The organism is Pseudomonas sp. PAMC 25886 (genome assembly GCF_000242655.1).
Lineage (GTDB): Bacteria > Pseudomonadota > Gammaproteobacteria > Pseudomonadales > Pseudomonadaceae > Aquipseudomonas.
The window spans coordinates 1-21,133 of the sequence record NZ_AHHC01000014.1 but is presented as its reverse complement, the minus strand read 5'-3'; the positions used below and the strand labels follow the sequence as shown (position 1 = coordinate 21,133).

Annotated in this window: 18 protein-coding genes; 13 read left to right on the top strand and 5 right to left on the bottom strand. The window is 61.7% G+C overall.

The features are described 5' to 3' along the window. Nucleotides 1-96 precede the first annotated feature (96 nt). Nucleotides 97-1,380 carry a Zn-dependent hydrolase gene (locus tag MUM_RS0103045; RefSeq protein ID WP_010166815.1) on the bottom strand — a complete coding sequence of 428 codons (1,284 nt, stop codon included), beginning with the start codon at nt 1,378-1,380 and terminating at the stop codon, nt 97-99. Nucleotides 1,381-1,523: 143 nt separating this feature from the next. Then, nucleotides 1,524-3,011 (bottom strand): NCS1 family nucleobase:cation symporter-1, encoded by a 1,488-nt coding sequence (locus MUM_RS0103040; protein WP_010166813.1) that lies wholly within the window; start codon nt 3,009-3,011, stop codon nt 1,524-1,526. 601 nt (nt 3,012-3,612) lie between these two features. Here MUM_RS0103040 and hydA point away from each other — a divergent pair. From hydA to preA, 3 genes are all read left to right on the top strand, one after another. Further along, complete coding sequence (gene hydA, locus MUM_RS0103035; RefSeq protein ID WP_010166811.1) at nt 3,613-5,052, top strand: dihydropyrimidinase; 1,440 nt, start codon at nt 3,613-3,615, stop codon at nt 5,050-5,052. 162 nt (nt 5,053-5,214) lie between these two features. Beyond that, nucleotides 5,215-6,582, top strand: a complete 1,368-nt coding sequence (locus MUM_RS0103030) for an NAD(P)-dependent oxidoreductase (protein ID WP_010166809.1) — start codon at nt 5,215-5,217, stop codon at nt 6,580-6,582. Beyond that, the gene (gene preA / locus MUM_RS0103025; protein WP_010166807.1) at nt 6,582-7,856 is read left to right on the top strand and encodes an NAD-dependent dihydropyrimidine dehydrogenase subunit PreA; all 1,275 of its coding nucleotides are present in this window, start codon (nt 6,582-6,584) and stop codon (nt 7,854-7,856) included. Before MUM_RS0103030 ends, preA begins: the two co-directional genes overlap by 1 nt. A gap of 104 nt (nt 7,857-7,960) precedes the next feature. On the opposite strand, the gene MUM_RS0103020 is transcribed toward preA, so the two are convergent. After that, complete coding sequence (locus MUM_RS0103020; RefSeq protein WP_003207828.1) at nt 7,961-8,581, bottom strand: TetR/AcrR family transcriptional regulator; 621 nt, start codon at nt 8,579-8,581, stop codon at nt 7,961-7,963. Between the two features lie 142 nt (nt 8,582-8,723). Here MUM_RS0103020 and MUM_RS0103015 point away from each other — a divergent pair, with 142 nt between their 5' ends. From MUM_RS0103015 to MUM_RS0102970, 10 genes are all read left to right on the top strand, one after another. Further along, nucleotides 8,724-9,167, top strand: coding sequence for a GNAT family N-acetyltransferase (locus MUM_RS0103015; protein WP_010166805.1), 444 nt, complete (start codon nt 8,724-8,726; stop codon nt 9,165-9,167). 23 nt (nt 9,168-9,190) lie between these two features. Beyond that, nucleotides 9,191-9,556 (top strand): copper homeostasis periplasmic binding protein CopC, encoded by a 366-nt coding sequence (gene copC / locus MUM_RS0103010; RefSeq protein ID WP_010166804.1) that lies wholly within the window; start codon nt 9,191-9,193, stop codon nt 9,554-9,556. A 3-nt stretch (nt 9,557-9,559) separates the two neighbouring features. Further along, entirely contained in the window at nt 9,560-10,417 is an 858-nt protein-coding gene (copD, locus tag MUM_RS0103005) for a copper homeostasis membrane protein CopD (protein ID WP_010166803.1), read from the top strand. Between the two features lie 248 nt (nt 10,418-10,665). Continuing rightward, complete coding sequence (locus MUM_RS0103000) at nt 10,666-11,934, top strand: OprD family porin (protein WP_010166802.1); 1,269 nt, start codon at nt 10,666-10,668, stop codon at nt 11,932-11,934. Between the two features lie 251 nt (nt 11,935-12,185). Then, nucleotides 12,186-13,007, top strand: a complete 822-nt coding sequence (locus MUM_RS0102995) for an NAD-dependent epimerase/dehydratase family protein (RefSeq protein ID WP_010166800.1) — start codon at nt 12,186-12,188, stop codon at nt 13,005-13,007. A gap of 30 nt (nt 13,008-13,037) precedes the next feature. Next, the gene (locus tag MUM_RS0102990; protein WP_010166798.1) at nt 13,038-13,913 is read left to right on the top strand and encodes an SMP-30/gluconolactonase/LRE family protein; all 876 of its coding nucleotides are present in this window, start codon (nt 13,038-13,040) and stop codon (nt 13,911-13,913) included. A 51-nt stretch (nt 13,914-13,964) separates the two neighbouring features. Further along, nucleotides 13,965-14,936 (top strand): TRAP transporter substrate-binding protein, encoded by a 972-nt coding sequence (locus MUM_RS0102985; RefSeq protein WP_010166796.1) that lies wholly within the window; start codon nt 13,965-13,967, stop codon nt 14,934-14,936. A 67-nt stretch (nt 14,937-15,003) separates the two neighbouring features. After that, the gene (locus tag MUM_RS0102980) at nt 15,004-15,531 is read left to right on the top strand and encodes a TRAP transporter small permease (RefSeq protein WP_010166794.1); all 528 of its coding nucleotides are present in this window, start codon (nt 15,004-15,006) and stop codon (nt 15,529-15,531) included. Beyond that, nucleotides 15,532-16,812 (top strand): TRAP transporter large permease, encoded by a 1,281-nt coding sequence (locus MUM_RS0102975; protein ID WP_010166793.1) that lies wholly within the window; start codon nt 15,532-15,534, stop codon nt 16,810-16,812. Nucleotides 16,813-16,908: 96 nt separating this feature from the next. Next, nucleotides 16,909-17,769, top strand: coding sequence for an aldose 1-epimerase (locus MUM_RS0102970; RefSeq protein WP_010166790.1), 861 nt, complete (start codon nt 16,909-16,911; stop codon nt 17,767-17,769). Nucleotides 17,770-17,809: 40 nt separating this feature from the next. Here the strand turns inward: MUM_RS0102970 and MUM_RS0102965 are convergent, their stop codons facing one another. Both MUM_RS0102965 and MUM_RS0102960 read right to left on the bottom strand, forming a co-directional pair. After that, entirely contained in the window at nt 17,810-18,955 is a 1,146-nt protein-coding gene (locus tag MUM_RS0102965) for an HlyD family secretion protein (protein ID WP_010166789.1), read from the bottom strand. Next, nucleotides 18,952-20,610, bottom strand: coding sequence for an MFS transporter (locus MUM_RS0102960; protein WP_010166787.1), 1,659 nt, complete (start codon nt 20,608-20,610; stop codon nt 18,952-18,954). The genes MUM_RS0102965 and MUM_RS0102960 overlap by 4 nt, the downstream gene beginning before the upstream one ends. Between the last annotated feature and the right edge of the window lie 523 nt (nt 20,611-21,133).

Genomic DNA, 21,133 nt, shown 5'->3' with positions numbered 1-21,133 from the left:
GCGATATCGGAGTGTCAGGCACTGCAACTGTGTCTGAAACACCGCTATCGCGGGCAAGCCCGGCTCCCACATTTGGGAGGCGTGAAGCCGGATGGCTCAGGCGGCGAGCTTGCCGCTGGCAATCGCCTGTGATGCCGCCACCATCGCGCGCAACAACACCGCACACCCCGCCGCCAGGTCATCGGGCGCTGCGTTCTCGATTTCGTTATGGCTGATGCCGCCTTCGCACGGCACAAAGATCATGCCCGCCGGCCCCAGTTCTGCGACGAAAATCGCGTCGTGCCCTGCCCCGCTCACAATGTCCATGTTCGACAGGCCCAGACCATTGGCCGCATCCCGCACGGCATCCACGCAGCCTTTGTCGAAGTACAGCGGCGGGAAATCGGCGGTGGGTGTCATCTCGAAGGTCAGGCCGTGCTTGGCGCAGGTTTCGTCGATCACCTTGCGCACCTGGGCAATCATCGAGTCCAGGCGCGCCGGTTCCAGGTGACGGAAGTCCAGGGTCATGCGCACTTCGCCAGGAATCACGTTGCGTGAACCCGGATAGGCTTGCAGGCAACCGACGGTGCCGCAGGCGTGAGGCTGATGGCCCAGCGCGGCCGCATTGACGGCGGCGACCACAGCAGCGGCACCTACCAACGCATCCTTACGCAGGTGCATCGGCGTCGGTCCTGCGTGGGCCTCGACGCCGCGCAGTTTCAGGTCGAACCATTTCTGGCCGAGGGCGCCCAGCACCACGCCAATGGTTTTCTTTTCATCCTCAAGAATCGGGCCTTGCTCGATATGCGCTTCGAAATACGCGCCCACCTTGTGCCCGCTCACCGGCCGGGAGCCGGCGTAGCCAATGGCATTCAGCGCGTCACCCACGGTTACACCGTCGGCGTCGGTCTTGGCGAGCGTGTCTGCCAGGGTAAATTTCTCGGCAAACACACCGGAGCCCATCATGCAGGGCGGAAAGCGCGAGCCTTCTTCGTTGGTCCACACCACCACTTCCAGCGGCGCTTCGGTTTCCACTTTCAAGTCATTGAGGGTGCGCAACACCTCAACGCCCGCCAGCACACCAAAACACCCATCAAACTTGCCACCGGTGGGCTGGGTGTCGATATGGCTGCCGGTCATCACCGGCGGCAATTTGGGATTGCGCCCCGGTCGCCGGGCGAAGATATTGCCCACGCCATCGATGGTCACGGTGCAGCCCGCCTCCTCGCACCACTTCACAAACAGGTCGCGGGCCTGGCGATCGAGGTCGGTAAGGGCCAGGCGGCAGACGCCGCCTTTGGGCGTAGCGCCGAGCTTGGCGAGTTCCATCAGGGACAGCCACAAACGGTCGCGGTTGATGTGCTGATGGGTGGATTGCAGAACGTCTGCGGCAGCGTTCATGGGGATCTCCTCAGGCTACTTTTTTATATGAATCGACTCGGTCAACGGTGGGAGCTGGCTTGCCTGCGATGCGGTCGACTCGGCCTTTCAGTTGCACCGGGTCGATGCCATCGCAGGCAAGCCAGCTCCCACATTGACCGTGTTCACAAGGGTGTTTTTACGGCGACTACGCGGGCGCCGCGCTTCATGCACAGGCCGTAATACAACAACCCGCCCAACGCCGAACCGGTGAACCAGCCGTAGCTGTAGAACCAGCTGAATGCGTCGCTGCCCAGGGACAACAGGGTCAGCACCACCGGCACGCCGAAGGCCAGGAAGCCATGCCAGTTCCACGCCGGGTATACGTCATCGCGGTACAACCCGGCGAGGTCCAGTTGCTGTTTCTTGATGATGAAATAGTCCACCACCATGATCCCGGCAATCGGTCCCAACAGGCTTGAGTAACCCAGCAGCCAGTTGGAATACACGGTTTCCAGGCTCACGTCGGAGATGATCAGCCCGAGCTTTTTCAGCAGTTCATGGGCCATCAATGCGAGGCCTACCAGGCCCGTCAATACCACCGCCATGGTGCGGTTGATCAGCTTCGGCGCGATATTCTGGAAGTCGTTGGTGGGCGAGACGATGTTCGCCGCGGTGTTGGTGGACAAGGTGGCGATGATGATCAGCGCCATCGCCACGGCCACCCACACCGGGCTCTGGATATGGCCGATCAGGGTCACCGGGTCGGAGACGCTGACGCCCACCAGTTTCACCGAGGCAGCGGTCATGATCACGCCGAGGGCGGCGAACAGGAACATGGTCAGCGGCAGGCCGAAAATCTGCCCGAGTATCTGGTCTTTCTGGCTTTTGGCGTAGCGGCTGAAGTCGGGAATGTTCAACGATAAAGTGGCCCAGAATCCTACCATCGCGGTCAGGCCCGCCATGAAGTAGCCGGTGAGGCTCGCGCCTTCGGGACGCTTGGGCGGGATCGCCATCAGTTCGGTCAGCGAGACGTTGGGCAAGGCCCATACCAGCAGGCCGATGCCGACCGCTACCAGCAGCGGTGCCGACAAGGTTTCCAGCCATTTGATCGACTCGGCGCCGCGCAACACCACCCACAGGTTCAGCGTCCAGAAGATCATGAAGCCGATCACTTCACCGGTGCCGCCTAGGGATTTCCAGCCCTCGAAAATCGAGCCCAGGAACAGGTGAATCGCCAGCCCGCCAAACATCGTCTGGATGCCAAACCAGCCGCACGCCACCAGCGCGCGGATCAGGCACGGCACGTTGGAGCCCAGCACCCCGAAGGACGAACGCAGCAACACCGGAAACGGAATGCCGTACTTGGTACCGGGGAAGGCGTTGAGGGTCAGCGGGATCAGCACCACGATATTGGCCAGCAGGATCGCCATCAGCGCCTCGCCCACCGACAACCCGAAGTACGCGGTGAGCACGCCGCCCAGGGTGTAGGTGGGCACGCAGACCGACATGCCGATCCACAGCGCGGTGATGTGCCATTTGTTCCAGGTGCGTTCGCGCACCTTGGTCGGTGCCATGTCGTGGTTGTAGCGAGGGCTGTCGAGGACGTCGGGGCCGGCGTCGAGTTCGTACAGGCCGTTGCGCTCAATGACTTGCGATCTGTTCTGTTGCATGGCCGCTCCACGGTTTTTTCGAATTATTTTTGCTCATCCCGTGACACGCACAGGATGGCCGGAGTACCTCGTTGACAACATGACATCCGGGACCCGGCCAACCGCCACTGCACTCAATAACCGTGCCGTAAACCGTTACCTTGCCCGCACCGCTTATATAACTCGCTGATGTTTATCAGCTTTATTGTCTCGACCGAAAAGCCCTTCGTTACTTTCAGCGTTACTCAGGCCAAATAACGCAGAAGTTGTCCGAACCCTCAGGACTCAATCTGGTGCAACACAATTATTTTTATTTACCGGCCCCGTCAAGAGGCATGTCTCAAGCGTCTGATTTGCAATAAGAAATGTTGCTCATATTGGGAACCTGTCAAGTGCGTCAAAATGGTGAGAGGTCGCAACATTTTGGTGATTTTGATTTTTTATCGTTTTAATTCAATAAGTTAATACTGATATAAGCTTATGAAAAATATTCTTGCTCATTCGAAAAACTCGGGCTAGTTTCTATTCCTGTCACCGCTGACAGGAATTAACTCTCCAGCGGCGCGATGCATTACAACACTTAGAACTGGCACAAGCCGGTCAAGCCTGTGAGGAACTCGACATGTCGCTGTTGATCCGTGGCGCTACCGTTATTACCCATGATGAAAGTTACCGAGCCGATGTTTTATGCGCAGACGGTCTAATCCGCGCCATTGGCACTGATCTGGATATTCCCGCCGGCACCGAGATACTCGACGGCAGCGGTCAATACCTGATGCCCGGCGGCATCGATCCCCATACCCATATGCAATTGCCCTTCATGGGCACCGTGGCCAGTGAAGACTTTTTCAGTGGCACGGCCGCCGGGTTGGCGGGCGGCACCACGTCGATCATCGACTTTGTGATTCCCAACCCGCAGCAATCCCTGCTGGAAGCTTTCCATCAGTGGCGCGGCTGGGCCGAGAAGTCGGCGTCGGACTACGGTTTTCACGTGGCCATTACCTGGTGGAGCGAGCAGGTCCGCGAGGAAATGGCCGAGCTGGTCAGCCACCACGGCATCAACAGCTTCAAGCACTTCATGGCCTACAAGAACGCGATCATGGCCGCCGACGACACCCTGGTGGCGAGCTTCGAGCGCTGCCTGGAGCTGGGCGCGGTGCCGACGGTGCATGCCGAAAACGGCGAGCTGGTGTACCACCTCCAACGCAAGCTGATGGCCCAGGGCATTACCGGGCCTGAAGCGCATCCGTTGTCGCGGCCTTCGCAAGTGGAAGGCGAAGCCGCCAGCCGGGCGATCCGGATTGCCGAAACCATCGGCACGCCGCTGTACCTGGTGCACGTGTCTACCCAGGAAGCGCTGGACGAAATCACCTACGCCCGCAGCAAGGGCCAGCCGGTGTACGGCGAAGTCTTGGCCGGGCATTTGTTGCTGGACGACAGCGTGTATCAACACCCCGACTGGCAGACCGCTGCCGGCTACGTGATGAGCCCGCCCTTCCGCCCGCGCGGGCATCAGGAGGCGCTGTGGCACGGCCTGCAATCGGGCAACCTGCACACCACCGCCACTGACCATTGCTGCTTCTGCGCCGAGCAAAAAGCCGCCGGGCGTGATGACTTCAGCAAGATCCCCAATGGCACCGCCGGTATCGAAGACCGCATGGCGCTGCTGTGGGACGAAGGCGTGAACACCGGGCGTTTGTCGATGCAGGAGTTTGTGGCGCTGACGTCGACCAACACCGCAAAGATCTTCAACCTGTACCCGCGCAAAGGCGCGATTCGCGTGGGTGCCGATGCCGACCTGGTGCTGTGGGATCCGGCAGGCACCCGGACCATTTCCGCGAAGACTCACCATCAGAAAGTCGACTTCAACATCTTCGAAGGCAAGACCGTGCGCGGCGTGCCAAGCCACACCATCAGCCAGGGCAAGCTGGTCTGGGCCGATGGGGATTTGCGCGCCGAGCGTGGTGCGGGGCGGTACATCGAACGGCCGGCGTATCCGGCGGTGTTTGAGCAGTTGAGCAAGCGGGCGGAGCGTTCCAGGCCGGTTGCTGTGAAACGCTGAAAGCGGCCTTCGGCCTATCGCGGGCAAGCCCGGCTCCCACATTTTTGAGCGGTGAATACTTCCAAATGTGAGAGCTGGCCTGCCTGCGATGAGGCCGGTACAGGCAATAAAAAAACCACTGCCCACCAGAGGCAGCACCTCAAAAACCGTGAGGCCAATACCGTGATCCAGACCCTGAACCATCTTCCACACCCCCCTGAAGATGCGGCCGCACTCGCCGCGCATTTCACCGACCTGGCGCCGCCGCTCAATGCCCGGCAAGCCCAACTGGAAGCCTCGCGCTGCCTCTACTGCTACGACGCACCGTGCGTTAACGCCTGCCCCAGCGAGATCGATATCCCCTCGTTCATCCGCAATATCCACACCGAAAACGTCCAGGGCGCCGCGCAGAAAATCCTCTCGGCGAATATCCTCGGCGGCAGTTGCGCCCGGGTCTGCCCGACGGAAATCCTTTGCCAGCAAGCCTGTGTGCGCAACAACGCCGAAGAATGCGCCCCGGTGCTGATTGGCCTGCTGCAGCGTTACGCCGTGGACAACGCGCACTTCAGCGAGCACCCATTCCAGCGTGCCGCGCCCACCGGCAAGCGCATCGCGGTGGTCGGCGCCGGGCCTGCGGGGTTGTCCTGCGCCCATCGCAGCGCCCTGCACGGTCACGACGTGGTGATTTTCGAAGCCCGGGAAAAAGCCGGTGGCCTGAATGAATACGGGATCGCCAAGTACAAACTGGTGGATGACTTCGCGCAAAAGGAACTGGATTTCCTCCTGCAAATCGGCGGCATTGAAATCCGCCACGGCCAGCGCCTGGGCGACAACCTCACCTTGAGCGAGTTGCACCAGCAATTCGATGCGGTGTTCCTTGGCCTCGGCCTGGCCGCCAGCAAACAGCTCGGCCTGCCTCACGAAGATGCGCCCGGCCTGCTCGCCGCCACCGACTACATCCGCGAATTGCGCCAGGCCGATGACCTCAGCCAACTGCCCCTGGCCGACCGCTGCATCGTCCTCGGTGCCGGCAATACAGCCATCGACATGGCCGTGCAAATGGCCCGCCTCGGTGCCCGCGACGTGAATCTGGTGTACCGCCGTGGCCTGGACGAAATGGGCGCCACTGGCCACGAACAGGACATCGCCAAAGCCAACCAGGTTCGCCTGCTGACCTGGGCCCAGCCCGAAAAGGTGCTGCTCGACGATCAGGGCCATGTGCGCGGCATGCGTTTCGCCCGCACCCGCATGGTGGATGGCCGACTGCAAGCCACCGGCGAGACCTTCGAACTGGCCGCCGACGCGATCTTCAAGGCCATCGGCCAGGGCTTCGATGACGCGGCGCTGCACGACCCGCTGGCGCACCAACTGCAACGCCAGGGCGATCGTATCTTCGTCAACGAACAGCTGCGCACCAGCATCCCCGGTGTGTATGCCGGTGGCGATTGCGTCAGCCTCGGCCAGGACCTCACCGTGCAGGCCGTGCAACACGGCAAGCTGGCCGCTGAAGCCATGCACGCCCAACTCATGCTGAATGTGGAGGCTGCGTAATGGCCGATCTCTCGATTGTGTTCGCCGGCATCAAAGCCCCCAATCCCTTCTGGCTGGCCTCCGCGCCGCCCACCGACAAGGCCTACAACGTGGTTCGCGCCTTCGAAGCCGGCTGGGGCGGCGTGGTCTGGAAAACCCTCGGCGAAGACCCGGCCGCGGTCAACGTCTCGTCGCGTTACTCGGCGCACTTTGGCGCCAACCGTGAAGTGCTCGGCATCAACAACATCGAGCTGATCACCGACCGTTCCCTGGAGATCAACCTGCGGGAAATCACCCAGGTGAAAAAGGATTGGCCCGACCGCGCGCTGATCGTGTCGCTGATGGTGCCGTGCGTTGAAGAGTCGTGGAAACACATCCTGCCGCTGGTGGAAGCCACCGGTTGCGACGGTATCGAGCTGAACTTCGGCTGCCCCCACGGCATGCCGGAACGCGGCATGGGCGCGGCGGTGGGCCAGGTGCCGGAGTACGTGGAACAGGTGACCCGCTGGTGCAAGACCTATTGCTCGCTGCCGGTGATCGTCAAGCTCACGCCGAACATCACCGACATTCGCGTCGCGGCCCGGGCGGCGTATCGCGGTGGCGCGGATGCGGTGTCGCTGATCAACACCATCAACTCCATCACCAGTGTCGACCTGGAGCGCATGGTCGCCCTGCCAATGGTCGGCACCCAAAGCACTCACGGTGGCTATTGCGGCTCAGCGGTGAAACCGATTGCCTTGAACATGGTGGCGGAGATTGCCCGGGACCCGCAGACACAAGGCTTGCCGATCTGCGGGATTGGCGGGATCGGCAACTGGCGCGATGCGGCGGAGTTCGTAGCGCTGGGCTGCGGCGCGGTGCAGGTGTGCACGGCGGCGATGCTGCACGGGTTTCGGATCGTCGAAGAGATGAAGGACGGGCTGTCGCGGTGGATGGACAGCCAGGGCTACAGCAGCCTGCAGGAGTTTTCCGGGCGGGCGGTGGGCAATACGACGGATTGGAAGTACCTGGATATCAATTATCAGGTGATCGCCAAGATCGATCAGGAAGCCTGTATTGGCTGCGGGCGCTGCCATATTGCTTGTGAAGACACATCGCACCAGGCGATCGCCAGCTTGAAGCAGGCGGATGGAACGCATAAGTACGAGGTGATTGATGATGAGTGCGTGGGGTGCAACCTGTGCCAGATCACCTGCCCGGTGGCGGACTGTATCGAGATGGTGCCGGTGGACACCGGGAAGCCGTTTTTGAACTGGACGCAGGATCCACGCAATCCCTACCGCGAAGCGGTGTAGGCCTTTAGATCGCTATCGCAGGCAAGCCAGCTCCCACACTTGGAATGCATTCCCCTGTGGGAGCTGGCTTGCCTGCGATGAGGCCCTCAATGTCACGCTAAGGCTCAAGGCTCCAACCCGATCCCCCGCAGGATCACACTCGTCACCGTCTGCACCGCCCGCTCAAACTGCATGTCCGACAACGGCTGATGGTCATTCAGGATTTTCACCTGATGATCAAAGTCAGCGTAGTGCTGGGTCGAGGCCCAGATCATATACAGCAGGCTCGACGGTTCCACCGGCAGGATGCGTTTGTCTTCCACCCACTGGCGAATCTTCGCTTCCTTCATCTTGGCCCAGTCGTACAGGCTCACGTCCAGCGCCTCACCCAGGGTCGGCGCGCCGTGGATGATTTCATTCGCCCAGACTTTCGAACCGTAAGGCCGGCTGCGGGAGTGCTGCATCTTGGCGCGGATGTAGCTGCTGAGCACTACCCGTGGGTCATCGAACATCTCGAAGCACAAGGCGTCCTGCTTCCACACTTCCAGCAGGTCGAACAACACCGCGCTGTACAGCTCGCTCTTGGTGCTGAAGTAGTAATGCAGGTTGGAGCGCGGCAGCTGCACTTCTTCAGCGATGTCGGCCATGGCGGTGCTGCCATAACCCTTCTCGGCGAAGACCTTTTCAGCCGCCAGCAGAATCTTTTCGACGTTGACCCGACGAATACCGATCTTGTGATTGCCCATACGGGCTCCCTGACAACAACATGGCCTCAAGACTACCATCCGCTCCAGTCCGCGCGACACGCCACTGTGAAACTTCGTACAAGAACCTTCCCCGTGGAAACCGGATTGGTTAGCATCGCCATCCCCTCGAAGGATCCTCTCCATGACTATCCGACAGCGAGACGCGTGCGACGACCCGGTGCTTGGCGCACTGTGGGAACGCTCGGTGCGCGCCACCCACGACTTTCTCAGCGAAGACGACATCCAGCGCCTGCTGCCCCTGGTGCGCGACTGCTACCTGCCGATGCCCGCACTTGAAGTGTGGGTGTACGAAGACGCCCAGGGCATTGCCGGCTTTGTCGGCACCGGCGGCAATAGCGTAGAGATGCTGTTTATCGACCCGAGCCGACGCGGCCAGGGCATCGGCCGCCAGTTGCTGGACTTTGTGCGCGCCCGCCACGACACCCTGCGGGTGGATGTGAACGAACAGAATCCACAAGCCGTGGGTTTCTACCTGCACTATGGTTTTACCCGGACCGGCCGCTCGCCCGTCGACGGCGAAGGCAAGCCCTTCCCCTTGTTGCACATGGCTCTACCGAACGACTGACTCTCACCTGAAGGTATTGAACAATGTTGATCAAGAAGACCCTCACCACCGTCGCCCTGCTCGCCTCCCTGCTGGGCGCCTCGGCCGCGTTTGCCCACGCCCACCTGAAAAGCGCGGAGCCTGCCGCCGACACCAGCGTCACCGCCCCCAAGGACCTGCGCCTGACTTTCTCCGAAGGCGTTGAAGCGACCTTCACCAGGGTGTCCCTGAGCAAGGACGGCACTGAAGTGGCGATCAAAGGCCTGGAAACCCCGGACGCCGACAAGAAAGTGCTGGTGGTGACACCGGCCGCACCGTTGGCCGCCGGCACCTACAAAGTGGTGTGGAACGCCGTCTCGGTGGATACCCACAAGAGCAACGGTGAATACAGCTTCAAGGTCGGCCAATAATCCATGGCCACCCTGCTGGTGCTGTGCCGCTTCCTGCATTTCATCGTGGTGCTGTTGATGTTCGGGGCCTGTGTGTTCAGGCCCTGGTTGCTGGGCGCGGGACCGCAACCGCTGCTGGACCGCCACCTGTCGCGCATCACCCAAGGGTTGGCGTGGCTGGCACTGGTGTCGGGGGTGGCGTGGCTGCTGTTGATCAGCGCGAGCATGGCCGGTGTCGGGCTGGGCGCGCTGGAGTGGTCGACGGTGCAGTTGGTGCTGGGTAAAACCTTTTTCGGCCAGGTCTGGACCTGGCACTTGGTGCTGAACGTGCTGCTGGTGCTCGGCCTGTTGACGCCGTGGAAGGCGGTGCGCCTGCCGCTCTGCGCATTGTTGCTGGCGACGCTCGCACCGGTGGGCCATGGCGCCATGCTCAATGGCCTGGCCGGGCAATTGCTGATCCTCAACCAAGTGGTGCACCTGGTGTGCGTGGGTGCCTGGCTGGGTGGCTTGCTCATGCTGGTGTTGATCCTCAGGCAATCGCCCCGCTATCCATTGGAGCCGATCCTGCAGCGCTTCAGCGGCGTCGGTTATGGCCTGGTCACGGGATTGCTGGTGACCGGCCTGATCAACGTGCGCGTCCTCACCGGGCAGTTCTGGCCAACGCCATTGTTCAGCGGGTTCGCCCTGATCCTGCTGATCAAGGTGCTACTGGTATTCGGCATGCTCGCGCTGGCGCTGTTGAACCGCCTGCGGATCCATAACTGTGAGCAGCGACTGCCAGCGTTGAAGGCCAGCGTGAGGCTGGAACTGTTACTAGGTGTTTCAGCAGTAGCCGCCGTTTCGTTGCTTGGCACCTTGCCGCCCATGGTTCTGAACGGCTGAAAAAAATAGCCCGGGCACGCTCAATGTGGGAGCTGGCTTGCCTGCGATACAGGCAACTCGGTCTTTCAGGTACACCGAGGTGATGCCATCGCAGGCAAGCCGGCTCCTACATTTGATCGGTGGCGCGACCAAAGTCATCGTATAACTTTCGATTGACAACCCCCTGAAACCCCGCAAATATCGCCCCTAATGTTGTACGACAACGTATAACAAAAAATAAAAACAACAAAAGACAAGGGAGCGTCACTGTGAGCCAACACGTCCGCCATTTCTCCTGCACCACCCGCTTCGCCGCCATCGGTTTGAGCAGCCTGGCCTTCACCCTCCCCGTTACCGCCTCGGCAGAAGGCTTCATCGACGACACCAAAGCCACGCTCAACCTGCGCAACGCTTACTTCAACCGCAACTTCACCAACGCCGCTCACCCACAGGCCAAGGCCGAAGAGTGGACGCAAAGTTTTATCCTCGACGCCAAGTCCGGCTTCACCCAGGGCACCGTCGGTTTCGGCCTGGACGTGCTGGGCCTGTACTCGCAGAAACTCGACGGTGGCAAAGGCACCGCCGGTACCCAGTTGTTGCCGACCGGCAGCGATGGCCGCCCCGTCGACAATTTCGGCCGCCTGGGCGTGGCGCTGAAAACCCGGTTGTCGAAGACCGAATTGAAAGTCGGCGAATGGATGCCGGTGCTGCCGATCCTGCGTTCGGATGACGGCCGTTCGCTGCCGCAAACCTTCCGTGGCGGCCAGGTCACTTCCAGCGAGATTGCCGGCCTGACCCTGTACGGCGGCCAGTTCCGCGGCAACAGCCCGCGCAACGACGCGAGCATGGATGACATGTTCCTCAACGGCAAAGCCGCGTTCACCTCCGACCGCTTCAACTTCGGCGGCGGCGAATACACCTTCAACGACAAACGCACCCAGGTAGGCGTGTGGTACGCCGAACTCAGCGACATCTACCAGCAACAGTATTTCAACCTGACCCACAGCCAGCCCGTGGGCGACTGGACCCTGGGCGCCAACCTCGGTTACTTCACCGGCAAGGAAGACGGCAAGGCCCTGGCCGGCGACCTCGACAACAAAACCGCGTTCGCCCTGCTCTCGGCCAAATACAAAGGCAACAGCTTCTATATCGGCCTGCAGAAACTCACCGGCGACAGCGCCTGGATGCGGGTCAACGGCACCAGCGGCGGCACCCTGGCCAACGACAGCTATAACGCCAGCTACGACAACGCCAAGGAAAAATCCTGGCAGGTGCGGCACGACTTCAACTTCGTGGTGCTGGGCATTCCCGGGCTGACCATGATGAACCGCTACATCAGCGGCGATAACGTGCACACCGGGGCGATCACCAATGGCAAGGAATGGGGCCGCGAGTCGGAACTGGCCTACACCGTGCAGAGCGGTGCGCTGAAGGACCTGAATGTGCGGTGGCGCAACGCGACGATGCGTCGGGATTTCAGTACCAACGAGTTTGATGAAAACCGGATATTCATCAGTTACCCGTTGTCGTTGTTATAGCGGCTTACAAACAACAGGAAAGGCTTTTGTGGTGAGGGAGCTGGCTGTGGCGAGGGAGCTTGCTCCCGCTGGAGTGCGAAGCGCTCCCAGGATTTTGGGGCTGCTGCGCACCCCAGCGGGAGCAAGCTCCCTCGCCACAGGAAGCGATGACCCTCTATCAACTTCGACCAATAGCGCGTTGACAAGTGTAGGAAACCCTAACGATACTTCGGACTAGTCATACGACAACCTACAACAATAACGGGACCATCATGACCACCACAACCGCTCCTACCCCGTTCAACCGCCTGCTGCTCACCGGCGCCGCCGGTGGCCTGGGCAAAGTCTTGCGCGAACGGCTGCGCCCTTACGCCAAGGTGCTGCGCCTGTCGGATATCGCCGACATGGCCCCGGCCACTGATGACAGCGAAGAAGTATTGCCTTGCGATCTGTCCGACAAACAAGCGGTGCACCAATTGGTGGAAGGCGTCGACGCGATCCTGCATTTCGGCGGCGTGTCGGTGGAACGCTCCTTCGAGGAAGTGCTGGGTGCGAACATCTGCGGGATTTTCCACATCTATGAAGCCGCCCGCCGTCACGGGGTCAAGCGGGTGATCTTCGCCAGCTCTAACCACGTGATTGGCTTCTACAAGCAGGACGAAGCCCTCGACGCCCACTCGCCGCGCCGCCCGGACAGTTACTACGGCCTGTCCAAGTCCTATGGCGAGGACATGGCCAGTTTCTACTTCGACCGCTATGGCATCGAAACCGTCAGCATCCGTATCGGCTCCTCGTTTCCGGAACCCCAGAACCGTCGGATGATGCACACCTGGCTGAGCTTCGACGACCTGACCCAATTGCTCGAACGCTCGCTGTACACCCCGAACGTCGGCCACACCGTGGTGTACGGCATGTCGGACAACCTCGATGTGTGGTGGGACAACCGCTTCGCCGCGCACCTGGGCTTCACCCCGCGTGACAGCTCCGAAGTGTTCCGCAAACAGGTGGAAGCCCAACCGCTGCCCGCGGCCGACGACCCGGCGCGGGTCTACCAGGGCGGCGCGTTTTGTGCGGCCGGCCCGTTCGGCGACTGACCACAGACCAACCCAAGGGAATGAGTGGCCATGCAAGCAGAACTGATTGTCGACGCCCGCAACGCGGTGGGTGAATGCCCGGTGTGGGTGCCCAGGGAAAACGCCCTGTACTGGGTGGATATTCCCAACGGCGAACTGCAACGCTGGAGCGCCGCCAGCGGCCAGGTGCAGGCCTGGAAAACCCAACAGATGCTCGCCTGTATCGCGCGTACCGACGCAGGCAATTGGGTCGCAGGCATGGAGACCGGCTTTTTCCAGCTGACGCCCCACAACGACGGCAGGCTCGACACTGCGCTCCTGGCCAACGTCGAGCACGCCCGCCCGGACATGCGCCTGAACGACGGCCGCTGTGATCGCCAGGGCCGGTTCTGGGCCGGCAGCATGGTGCTGAACATGGGCGCCAATGCCGCCGAAGGCGCCCTGTACCGCGTTGAGCACGGCCAGCCCGTGCACACCGTACTCAACGGTTTCATCACGCCCAACGGCCTGGCCTTCAGCCCCGACGGGCGCACGATGTACCTCTCGGATTCACACCCGCTGATCCAGCACATCTGGGCCTTCGACTACGACGTCGACAGCGGCACGCCGTCCAACCGCCGGTTGTTTGTGGACATGCACCAGTTCCTCGGCCGCCCCGACGGTGCTGCCGTGGACGCCGAAGGTTGCTACTGGATCTGTGCCAACGACGCCGGGCTGGTGCACCGTTTTACCCCCGAGGGTCGCCTCGACCGTTCCCTGGCCGTACCGGTAAAAAAACCCACCATGTGCGCCTTCGGCGGCAGCCGGATGGACACCCTGTTCGTCACCTCGATCCGCGACGATCACAGCCCGCACTCCCTCGCCGGCGGCGTCTTCGCCCTCAACCCTGGCGTACAAGGAATGCCGGAACCCAGCTTCATCCTCTAGCTGCATCGCTGTGCCTTGAACAAAACAATAACAAGACTGGAGAGACACCCCATGGACTTCAAACGCACCTTGCTCGCCGCTGCACTCCCGTTCGTTTTTACCCTCGGCAGCGCCGCCCACGCGCTGGAAATCAAATTCGCCGACATCCACCCCGCCGGCTATCCCACCGTGGTAGCCGAAGAGCAACTGGGTAAAACCCTGGTCGCTGAAAGCAAGGGCGGCCTGACCTTCAAGATGTTCCCCGGCGGCGTGCTGGGTTCGGAAAAGGAAGTGGTCGAGCAGGCCCAGGTCGGCGCAATCCAGATGGCGCGGGTCAGCCTCGGCATCGTCGGGCCGGTGGTGCCGGACGTGAACGTGTTCAACATGCCGTTCGTGTTCCGTGACCAGGTGCACATGCGCAAGGTCATCGACGGTGAGATTGGTGATGAGATCCTCGCCAAGATCACCGACTCGGAATTCAACCTGGTGGCCCTCGCCTGGATGGACGGCGGCACGCGCAACATCTACACCAAGAAACCAGTGCGCAAGATCGAAGACCTCAAGGGCATGAAGATCCGCGTGCAGGGCAACCCGATCTTCATCGAAACCATCAACGCCATGGGCGGCAACGGCATTGCCATGGACACCGGCGAGATCTTCAGTGCCCTGCAGACCGGGGTGATCGATGGCGCGGAAAACAACCCGCCCACCCTGCTGGAACACAACCACTACCAGAACGCCAAGTTTTACAGCCTCACCGGCCACCTGATCCTGCCCGAGCCCATCGTGATGTCGAAAATCACCTGGAACAAGCTCACCCCCGAGCAACAGGTGCTGGTGAAAAACACCGCCAAGGCCGCGCAGATTCAGGAGCGTGAACTGTGGGACGCCAAGTCCGCCAGCAGTGAAGCCAAACTCAAGGCCGCCGGTGTGGAGTTCATCGACATCGACAAAAAACCGTTCTATGAGGCCACCGCCTCGATCCGCGACAAGTACGGCGCGCCTTACGCCGACCTGATCAAGCGCATCGAAGCCGTCGAGTAACCCGCCCTCCCCTTATAGAAAAGGCCCGGCGCGGTCAGCACCAACGCGCCCGGTCACGGTGAACGCCATGAAGAATTTACTGCTGCGCATCAACGACCGCATTTACATGAGCTGCATCTGGGTCGCCGGCCTCGCCGTTCTCGGTGTCGCCCTGATCATTCCCTGGGGCATCTTCGCCCGCTACGTACTCGGCACCGGCTCAAGCTGGCCGGAGCCCACCGCCATCCTGCTGATGCTGGTGTTCACCTTTGTCGGCGCCGCCGCCAGTTACCGCGCCGGGGCGCACATGTCGGTGGCCATGGTCACCGACCGCCTGCCGCCGGGCCAACGCAAAGTCGTTGGCATCGTCTCGCAACTGTTGATGGGCACCATCTGCCTGTTCATGGCGATCTGGGGCACCAAGTTGTGCCTGTCCACCTGGAACCAGTTCATGAGCGCCATGCCGACTTTGCGGGTGGGCATCACCTATATGCCGATCCCGATTGGCGGCTTGCTCACGCTGATTTTTGTGCTGGAAAAACTCCTGCTCGGTGACCAGAGCAACCGTCGGGTCGTGCGCTTCGACCTGGTTGAAGAAAGTGAAGGGGCTGCCTGAATGGACGCATTGATTCTGTTGGGCAGCTTCATCGCCTTGATCCTGATCGGCATGCCGGTGGCTTATGCCCTGGGGCTTTCTGCGCTGATCGGCGCGTGGTGGATCGACATTCCGTTCCAGGCCCTGATGATTCAGGTGGCCGGCGGGGTGAACAAATTTTCGCTGATGGCAATCCCGTTCTTCGTGCTGGCCGGGGCGATCATGGCCGAGGGCGGCATGTCCCGCCGGCTGGTGGCGTTTGCCGGGGTGCTGGTGGGGTTTGTGCGCGGCGGCTTGTCCCTGGTGAACATCATGGCCTCGACGTTTTTCGGGGCGATCTCCGGCTCGTCGGTGGCCGATACCGCCTCCGTGGGTTCGGTGCTGATTCCGGAAATGGAACGCCAGGGGTATCCCCGCGAATTCGCCACCGCCGTCACCGTGAGCGGCTCGGTGCAGGCGTTGCTGACGCCACCCAGCCATAACTCGGTGCTCTATTCCCTGGCGGCCGGCGGCACGGTGTCCATCGCCTCGCTGTTCATGGCCGGCGTGGTCCCGGGCCTGCTGATGAGCGCCTGCCTGATGGTGCTGTGCCTGATCTTCGCGAAAAAGCGCAACTACCCCAAAGGCGAAGTGATCCCCCTGAAACAGGCGCTGAAAATCTGTGCCGACGCCCTGTGGGGCCTGATGGCCATGGTGATCATCCTCGGCGGGATTCTGTCGGGCATCTTCACTGCCACCGAGTCGGCGGCGATTGCGGTGCTGTGGGCGTTCTTCGTGACCATGTTCATCTACCGCGACTACAAGTGGAGCGAGTTGCCCAAGCTGATGCACCGCACGGTGCGCACCATTTCCATCGTGATGATCCTGATCGCGTTCGCCGCCAGCTTCGGCTACATCATGACCCTGATGCAGATCCCGGCGAAGATCACCACGATGTTCCTGACCCTCTCGGACAACCGCTACGTGATCCTGATGTGCATCAACGCCATGCTGCTGTTGCTGGGCACGGTGATGGACATGGCGCCGCTGATTCTGATCCTTACGCCGATTTTGCTGCCGGTGGTCCTGGGCATTGGCGTCGACCCGGTGCACTTCGGCATGATCATGCTGGTGAACCTGGGGATCGGCCTGATCACCCCGCCGGTGGGCGCGGTACTGTTTGTGGGGGCGGCGGTGGGCAAGGTCAGCATCGAGAAGACCGTGAAGGCATTGCTGCCGTTTTATGGCGTGCTGTTCCTGGTGCTGATGGCCGTGACCTACATTCCGGCGTTGTCGTTGTGGTTGCCGGGGTTGGTGCTATAAGCCCCACACTGTGTGTAGCGAGGGAGCTTGCTCCCTCACCACAACACGCTCACCTGCCACAGAAGCATTCATCATCCAATAGGTCTGCTGACACTCATGATGCTTGAACTCGAAGACAACCTGACCCACCTGACGCTCTCGCCAGCGTTCGGCGGGAGTATCGTCAACTGGACCGTGCGCAGCAGCGGCCAGCCCTTGCTGCGCCACACCGGTCAACAGGCGTTGGCCAGCGGCCTGCCGGGCAAGCTGGGGTGCTTCCCGCTGGCACCCTGGTCAAACCGGGTGGCCGAGGGTGGCTTTGATAACCCTGCCGGATGGCTGGCCCTTGAGCCCAACAGCCCGCTGGACCCGTTGCCGATTCATGGCAGTGCCTGGCAACAGGCGTGGCAAGTGGTCCGTCAGTCGACAGACGAGGCGGTGCTGCAACTGGACAGCACCATACCGTTTGCGTATCGCGCCGAGCAGCGCTTTCAGTTGAGGGACGGCCGGTTGAGCATCACCCTGCGCGTCACGCACCTGGCGGAAAAAGCCGCGTGGCACGGGCTTGGATTGCATCCGTATCTGCCCCGCAGGCCGGGAACGCAGTTGCAGGCCAAGGCTTCGCAGGTGTGGATGAGTGACGCAACGAAACTGCCGACGGGGCTGGCTACCGTGCCCGTGGAGTGGGATTTCCAACGGCTGAAGTTGTTGCCCGAGGCGCTGGTGGACAACGGTTTTTGCCAATGGGACGGGCATTGCCTGATCCAGCAGCCAGACCTGGGTTACACCCTGGAATGCCAGGCCACCGGCAGCGACTACTACTTGCTGTATTGCCCGCCGGGGCTGGATTTTTTCTGCTTCGAGCCGGTGAGTCATCCGGTGAATGCCCATCACCTGCCGGGCAGGCCTGGGCTAAAGCTGTTGGAACAAGGCCAGTCGGCAGAACTGGGTTTCAGCCTGCAATACAGCCCCCTCTAACCACACACAAGCCCGCTCCCACATTTTGATCTCCAGTGTGTCAGGGAGGGGTGTTTTTCAGGCGCCCCGCCGTGTCGATACTCACCACCACCGACAACCCCGGCCGCAGCCGCTCACTCTGCTCCTGGCCCGGGTCCACGGTGATCCGTACCGGCACCCGCTGGGCGATCTTCACGAAGTTGCCGGTCGCGTTATCCGCCTGCAACAAGCTGAATTCAGACCCGGTGCCCGGTGAAATGCGCTGCACCGTGCCGTGAAACTTGCGGTGGTTGAGGGCATCCACCGTGAAGGTCACCGGCTGGCCGACCTGCACGTTGTCCATCTGGGTTTCTTTCATGTTGGCGATCACCCACAGCTGGTTCGGCACCAGCGCCATCAACTGCGCACCGCTGTTGACGTAGGCCCCGAGGCGCACGCCAATCTGCCCCAGTTGCCCGTCACGCGGGGCGATGATCCGGGTGTTCGACAGGTCGATGCGCGCCAGTTCCACCGCCGCATCCGCGCTGGCCACCGCCGCCTCCAGCGAGCCGCGATTGACGATCACCGTCTGCAAATCCTGCCGGGCGATTTCCAGGCTGGCCTGGGCCTGGGCCACGGCCGCAATGGTCTGCGCGTTGGCGGCGCGAGTCACGTCCAGCTCGCGCTTGGACACCGATCCGTCGCTGATCAATTCTTCGTTGCGGCGTAAATCTGCGGTGCTTTTGCGGGCCTGGGCCTGGCTGTCCATCAAGGCCGCCTGGCGCAGCTTGATGGTAGCCTCGGCGCTGTTGCGTTGCTGCACCACATTGGCAAGGGACGCCTGCTGCACCGCCAATTGCGCCAGGGCCTGATCGAGGCGCTGCCTGTAGATGCGGTCATCGAGGCGCACCAGCAAATCCCCGGCCTTGACGTACTGGAAGTCCGTCACCGGCACCTCATACACATAGCCACTGAGCTGCGGCCCGATAATCGTCACCTGGCCACGCACCAGGGCGTTCTCGGTGGTTTCCACGGCGCTGCTGAAGGGCGGCAATTGCCAGGCGTAAAGCACGATCAGCACGCCGACAATCGCAATCGCGGCAAAGCCCATCGAGGAGATGATGCGCACCCGCAAAGAGCGCGGTTCGGTGGCCGGCATGCTCGGCGGTGCGGTGCCTTCCGGCGTGGAAGCGATGGCGTTGGTGGTGGTCGTGGTCGGTTCGGTCATGAAGAAAGTGCGCCGCTGGGTTGAACGGGAGGCGCTGCACTGGCGGCAGCTTTAGTGGTACTCATCAGCCAGAGGCTGCGGATAAAAATCCAGATCATGGTGAGTATGGCGATGATCGCGATCAGCATGAACACATCGTTGTAGGCCATCACATTCGCCTCGCGGGTGGCCGCCGTGGCCAGGCTGCGAATGCCCATCAGGTTACGCAACTCGGGGTCGGCAATCACCCCGCCATAGGCCGAGCCGCCGCTGGCCACCCGCGCGGCCACACGCGGGTCGAGCAAGGTCAGGTGTTCGACGATCATGCTGGAATGGAATTTCTCCCGCACGATCTGGAACGTGCCCAGCAATGCTGCGCCTATCAGGCCGCCGAGGTTCTGGCAGATCCCGAACAGCACCGAAAAACTCACCAGGTTCCTGGGGTTGGTCAGCACGTTCTTCGTGCCCAACACCATGGTCGGCCCGAGGAAGAACGTGCCGCCAAAGCCTAGCAGGAACTGGCTGATGTACATGTTTTGCGGGCGCGTGAGGTTGCTGGAGAAACTGTCCATCACCGAGCCCACGGCCATGAAGGCCAGGGAAATGATCAGCGGCATCAGCAAATGCGCCGGGTTGATGGTCAGCGCGCTGACGGCCAGGCCGGCAATCGCCCCCGCCAGCATCACCCAATACAGCGTGCGCATCTGCTCGTTGCTCATGTTCAGCATCTGCATGAAGCCCACGGCGCCGGTGGACTGTTCCGAGAGCACCATGCGAATCAGGATCACCGCCAGCGCGAGGCGAATCATCGCCCCACTGCCCAGCCAGCGGGTCATCAGCAACGGGTTGGCGCGGTTATGCTCGATGGCCAGGCCGGCCATGATCAGCACCAGCGAGCAGGCCGAGGCGATGCCGATCCACGGTGCTTCCAGCCACCAGTCGATACGGCCCAGGGACAGCACGGCGCAGAGCAAGGCGACACCGGTGGCGAGGATCGCGAAGGTGAGGAAGTCGAGCTTTTCGAAGGTCTTGAAGCGATCGCCCGGGGGCAGCTTGAGCAGAAACACGCAGCCCAGGCAGGTCAGGGCCATGCCCAATTCGAACAGGTACAGGCCGCGCCATTCGGCGATTTGCAGCAGGTCTTCGGAGAACAGTCGAGCCAGGGGTAACGCCAGCTGCGCGGTGCCCAGGCCGAGAACCAGGGCTTTCATCCGCCATTTTGCGGGGAAGGCCTGGATCATGTAGTACAGGCCCAGGGAACTGAGGGCGGCGCCAACCATGCCGTGGGCGGCCCGTACGGCGATGGCCGAGCTGAGGTCGTTGACGAACAGGTGGCCGAAGGTGACCAGGGCGTAGAGCACCAGGAACACTTCGGTGAAAGCGCGCAGGCCGAATTGCTGGCGGAATTTGACCAGCAGCAGGTTCATGGAGACGTTGGTCATGACATAGGCGGCGGGGAGCCAGGCCATTTCTGCGGTAGTGGCGCCCAAGGCGCCTTGCAGGTACACCAGGTTGGCGATCACCAGCGAGTTGCCGAGGCCGCCGGTGATTGCCACCAGCACGCCGACCAGGGCGTAGGCCCAGCGTTTGCGGGTGGAATGCAGCGGCGTCGACGGCGAGCCCGGCAGGCTCGGGCGTTCGTGGGGCTGCCAGGTGTGGGGGGTGTATTTGTCCATTCAGTGACCTTGATGACCGACGTGCAAGGCCGGTGAAACCCTTACTCAGAGAGTAGTTAACCTGAGTCCGGTTCATCTTGCCATCTTGGGAGGGGGTTTGGTGGGTGTGTATATCCGTTGCTGCGGTCAGGGCGGCTATTGGTTCCGCTCTTACAGCGGGCACAGTCAAATGTGGGAGCTGGCTTGCCTGCGATAGCATCGCCTCGGTGTACCTGAAAGGCCGAGTTGTCTGCATCGCAGGCAAGCCAGCTCCCACAGAAAAGCAGAGCTGCATCCGTTTCAGATTTGGTTTTCGCTTTGGCTTCTACCACTCAAGCCGGCCTGTAGGCCGCTGTGCTCTTGCTTTTGATCTTGATCTGACTGCCCCAATAAGCCCGAGGCCGAACGCAGGGATTGAGGAGCGGGTAAACCGGCAGGACGCCGGTTTAGCCGCGACGGGGCAGGGACGCCCCGTCGCGGCGGCCCGCGGAGCAATGCCGGAGTGAGGGAACACCGAGCCTAGGCGAGGTGCCGACAGGCGGGG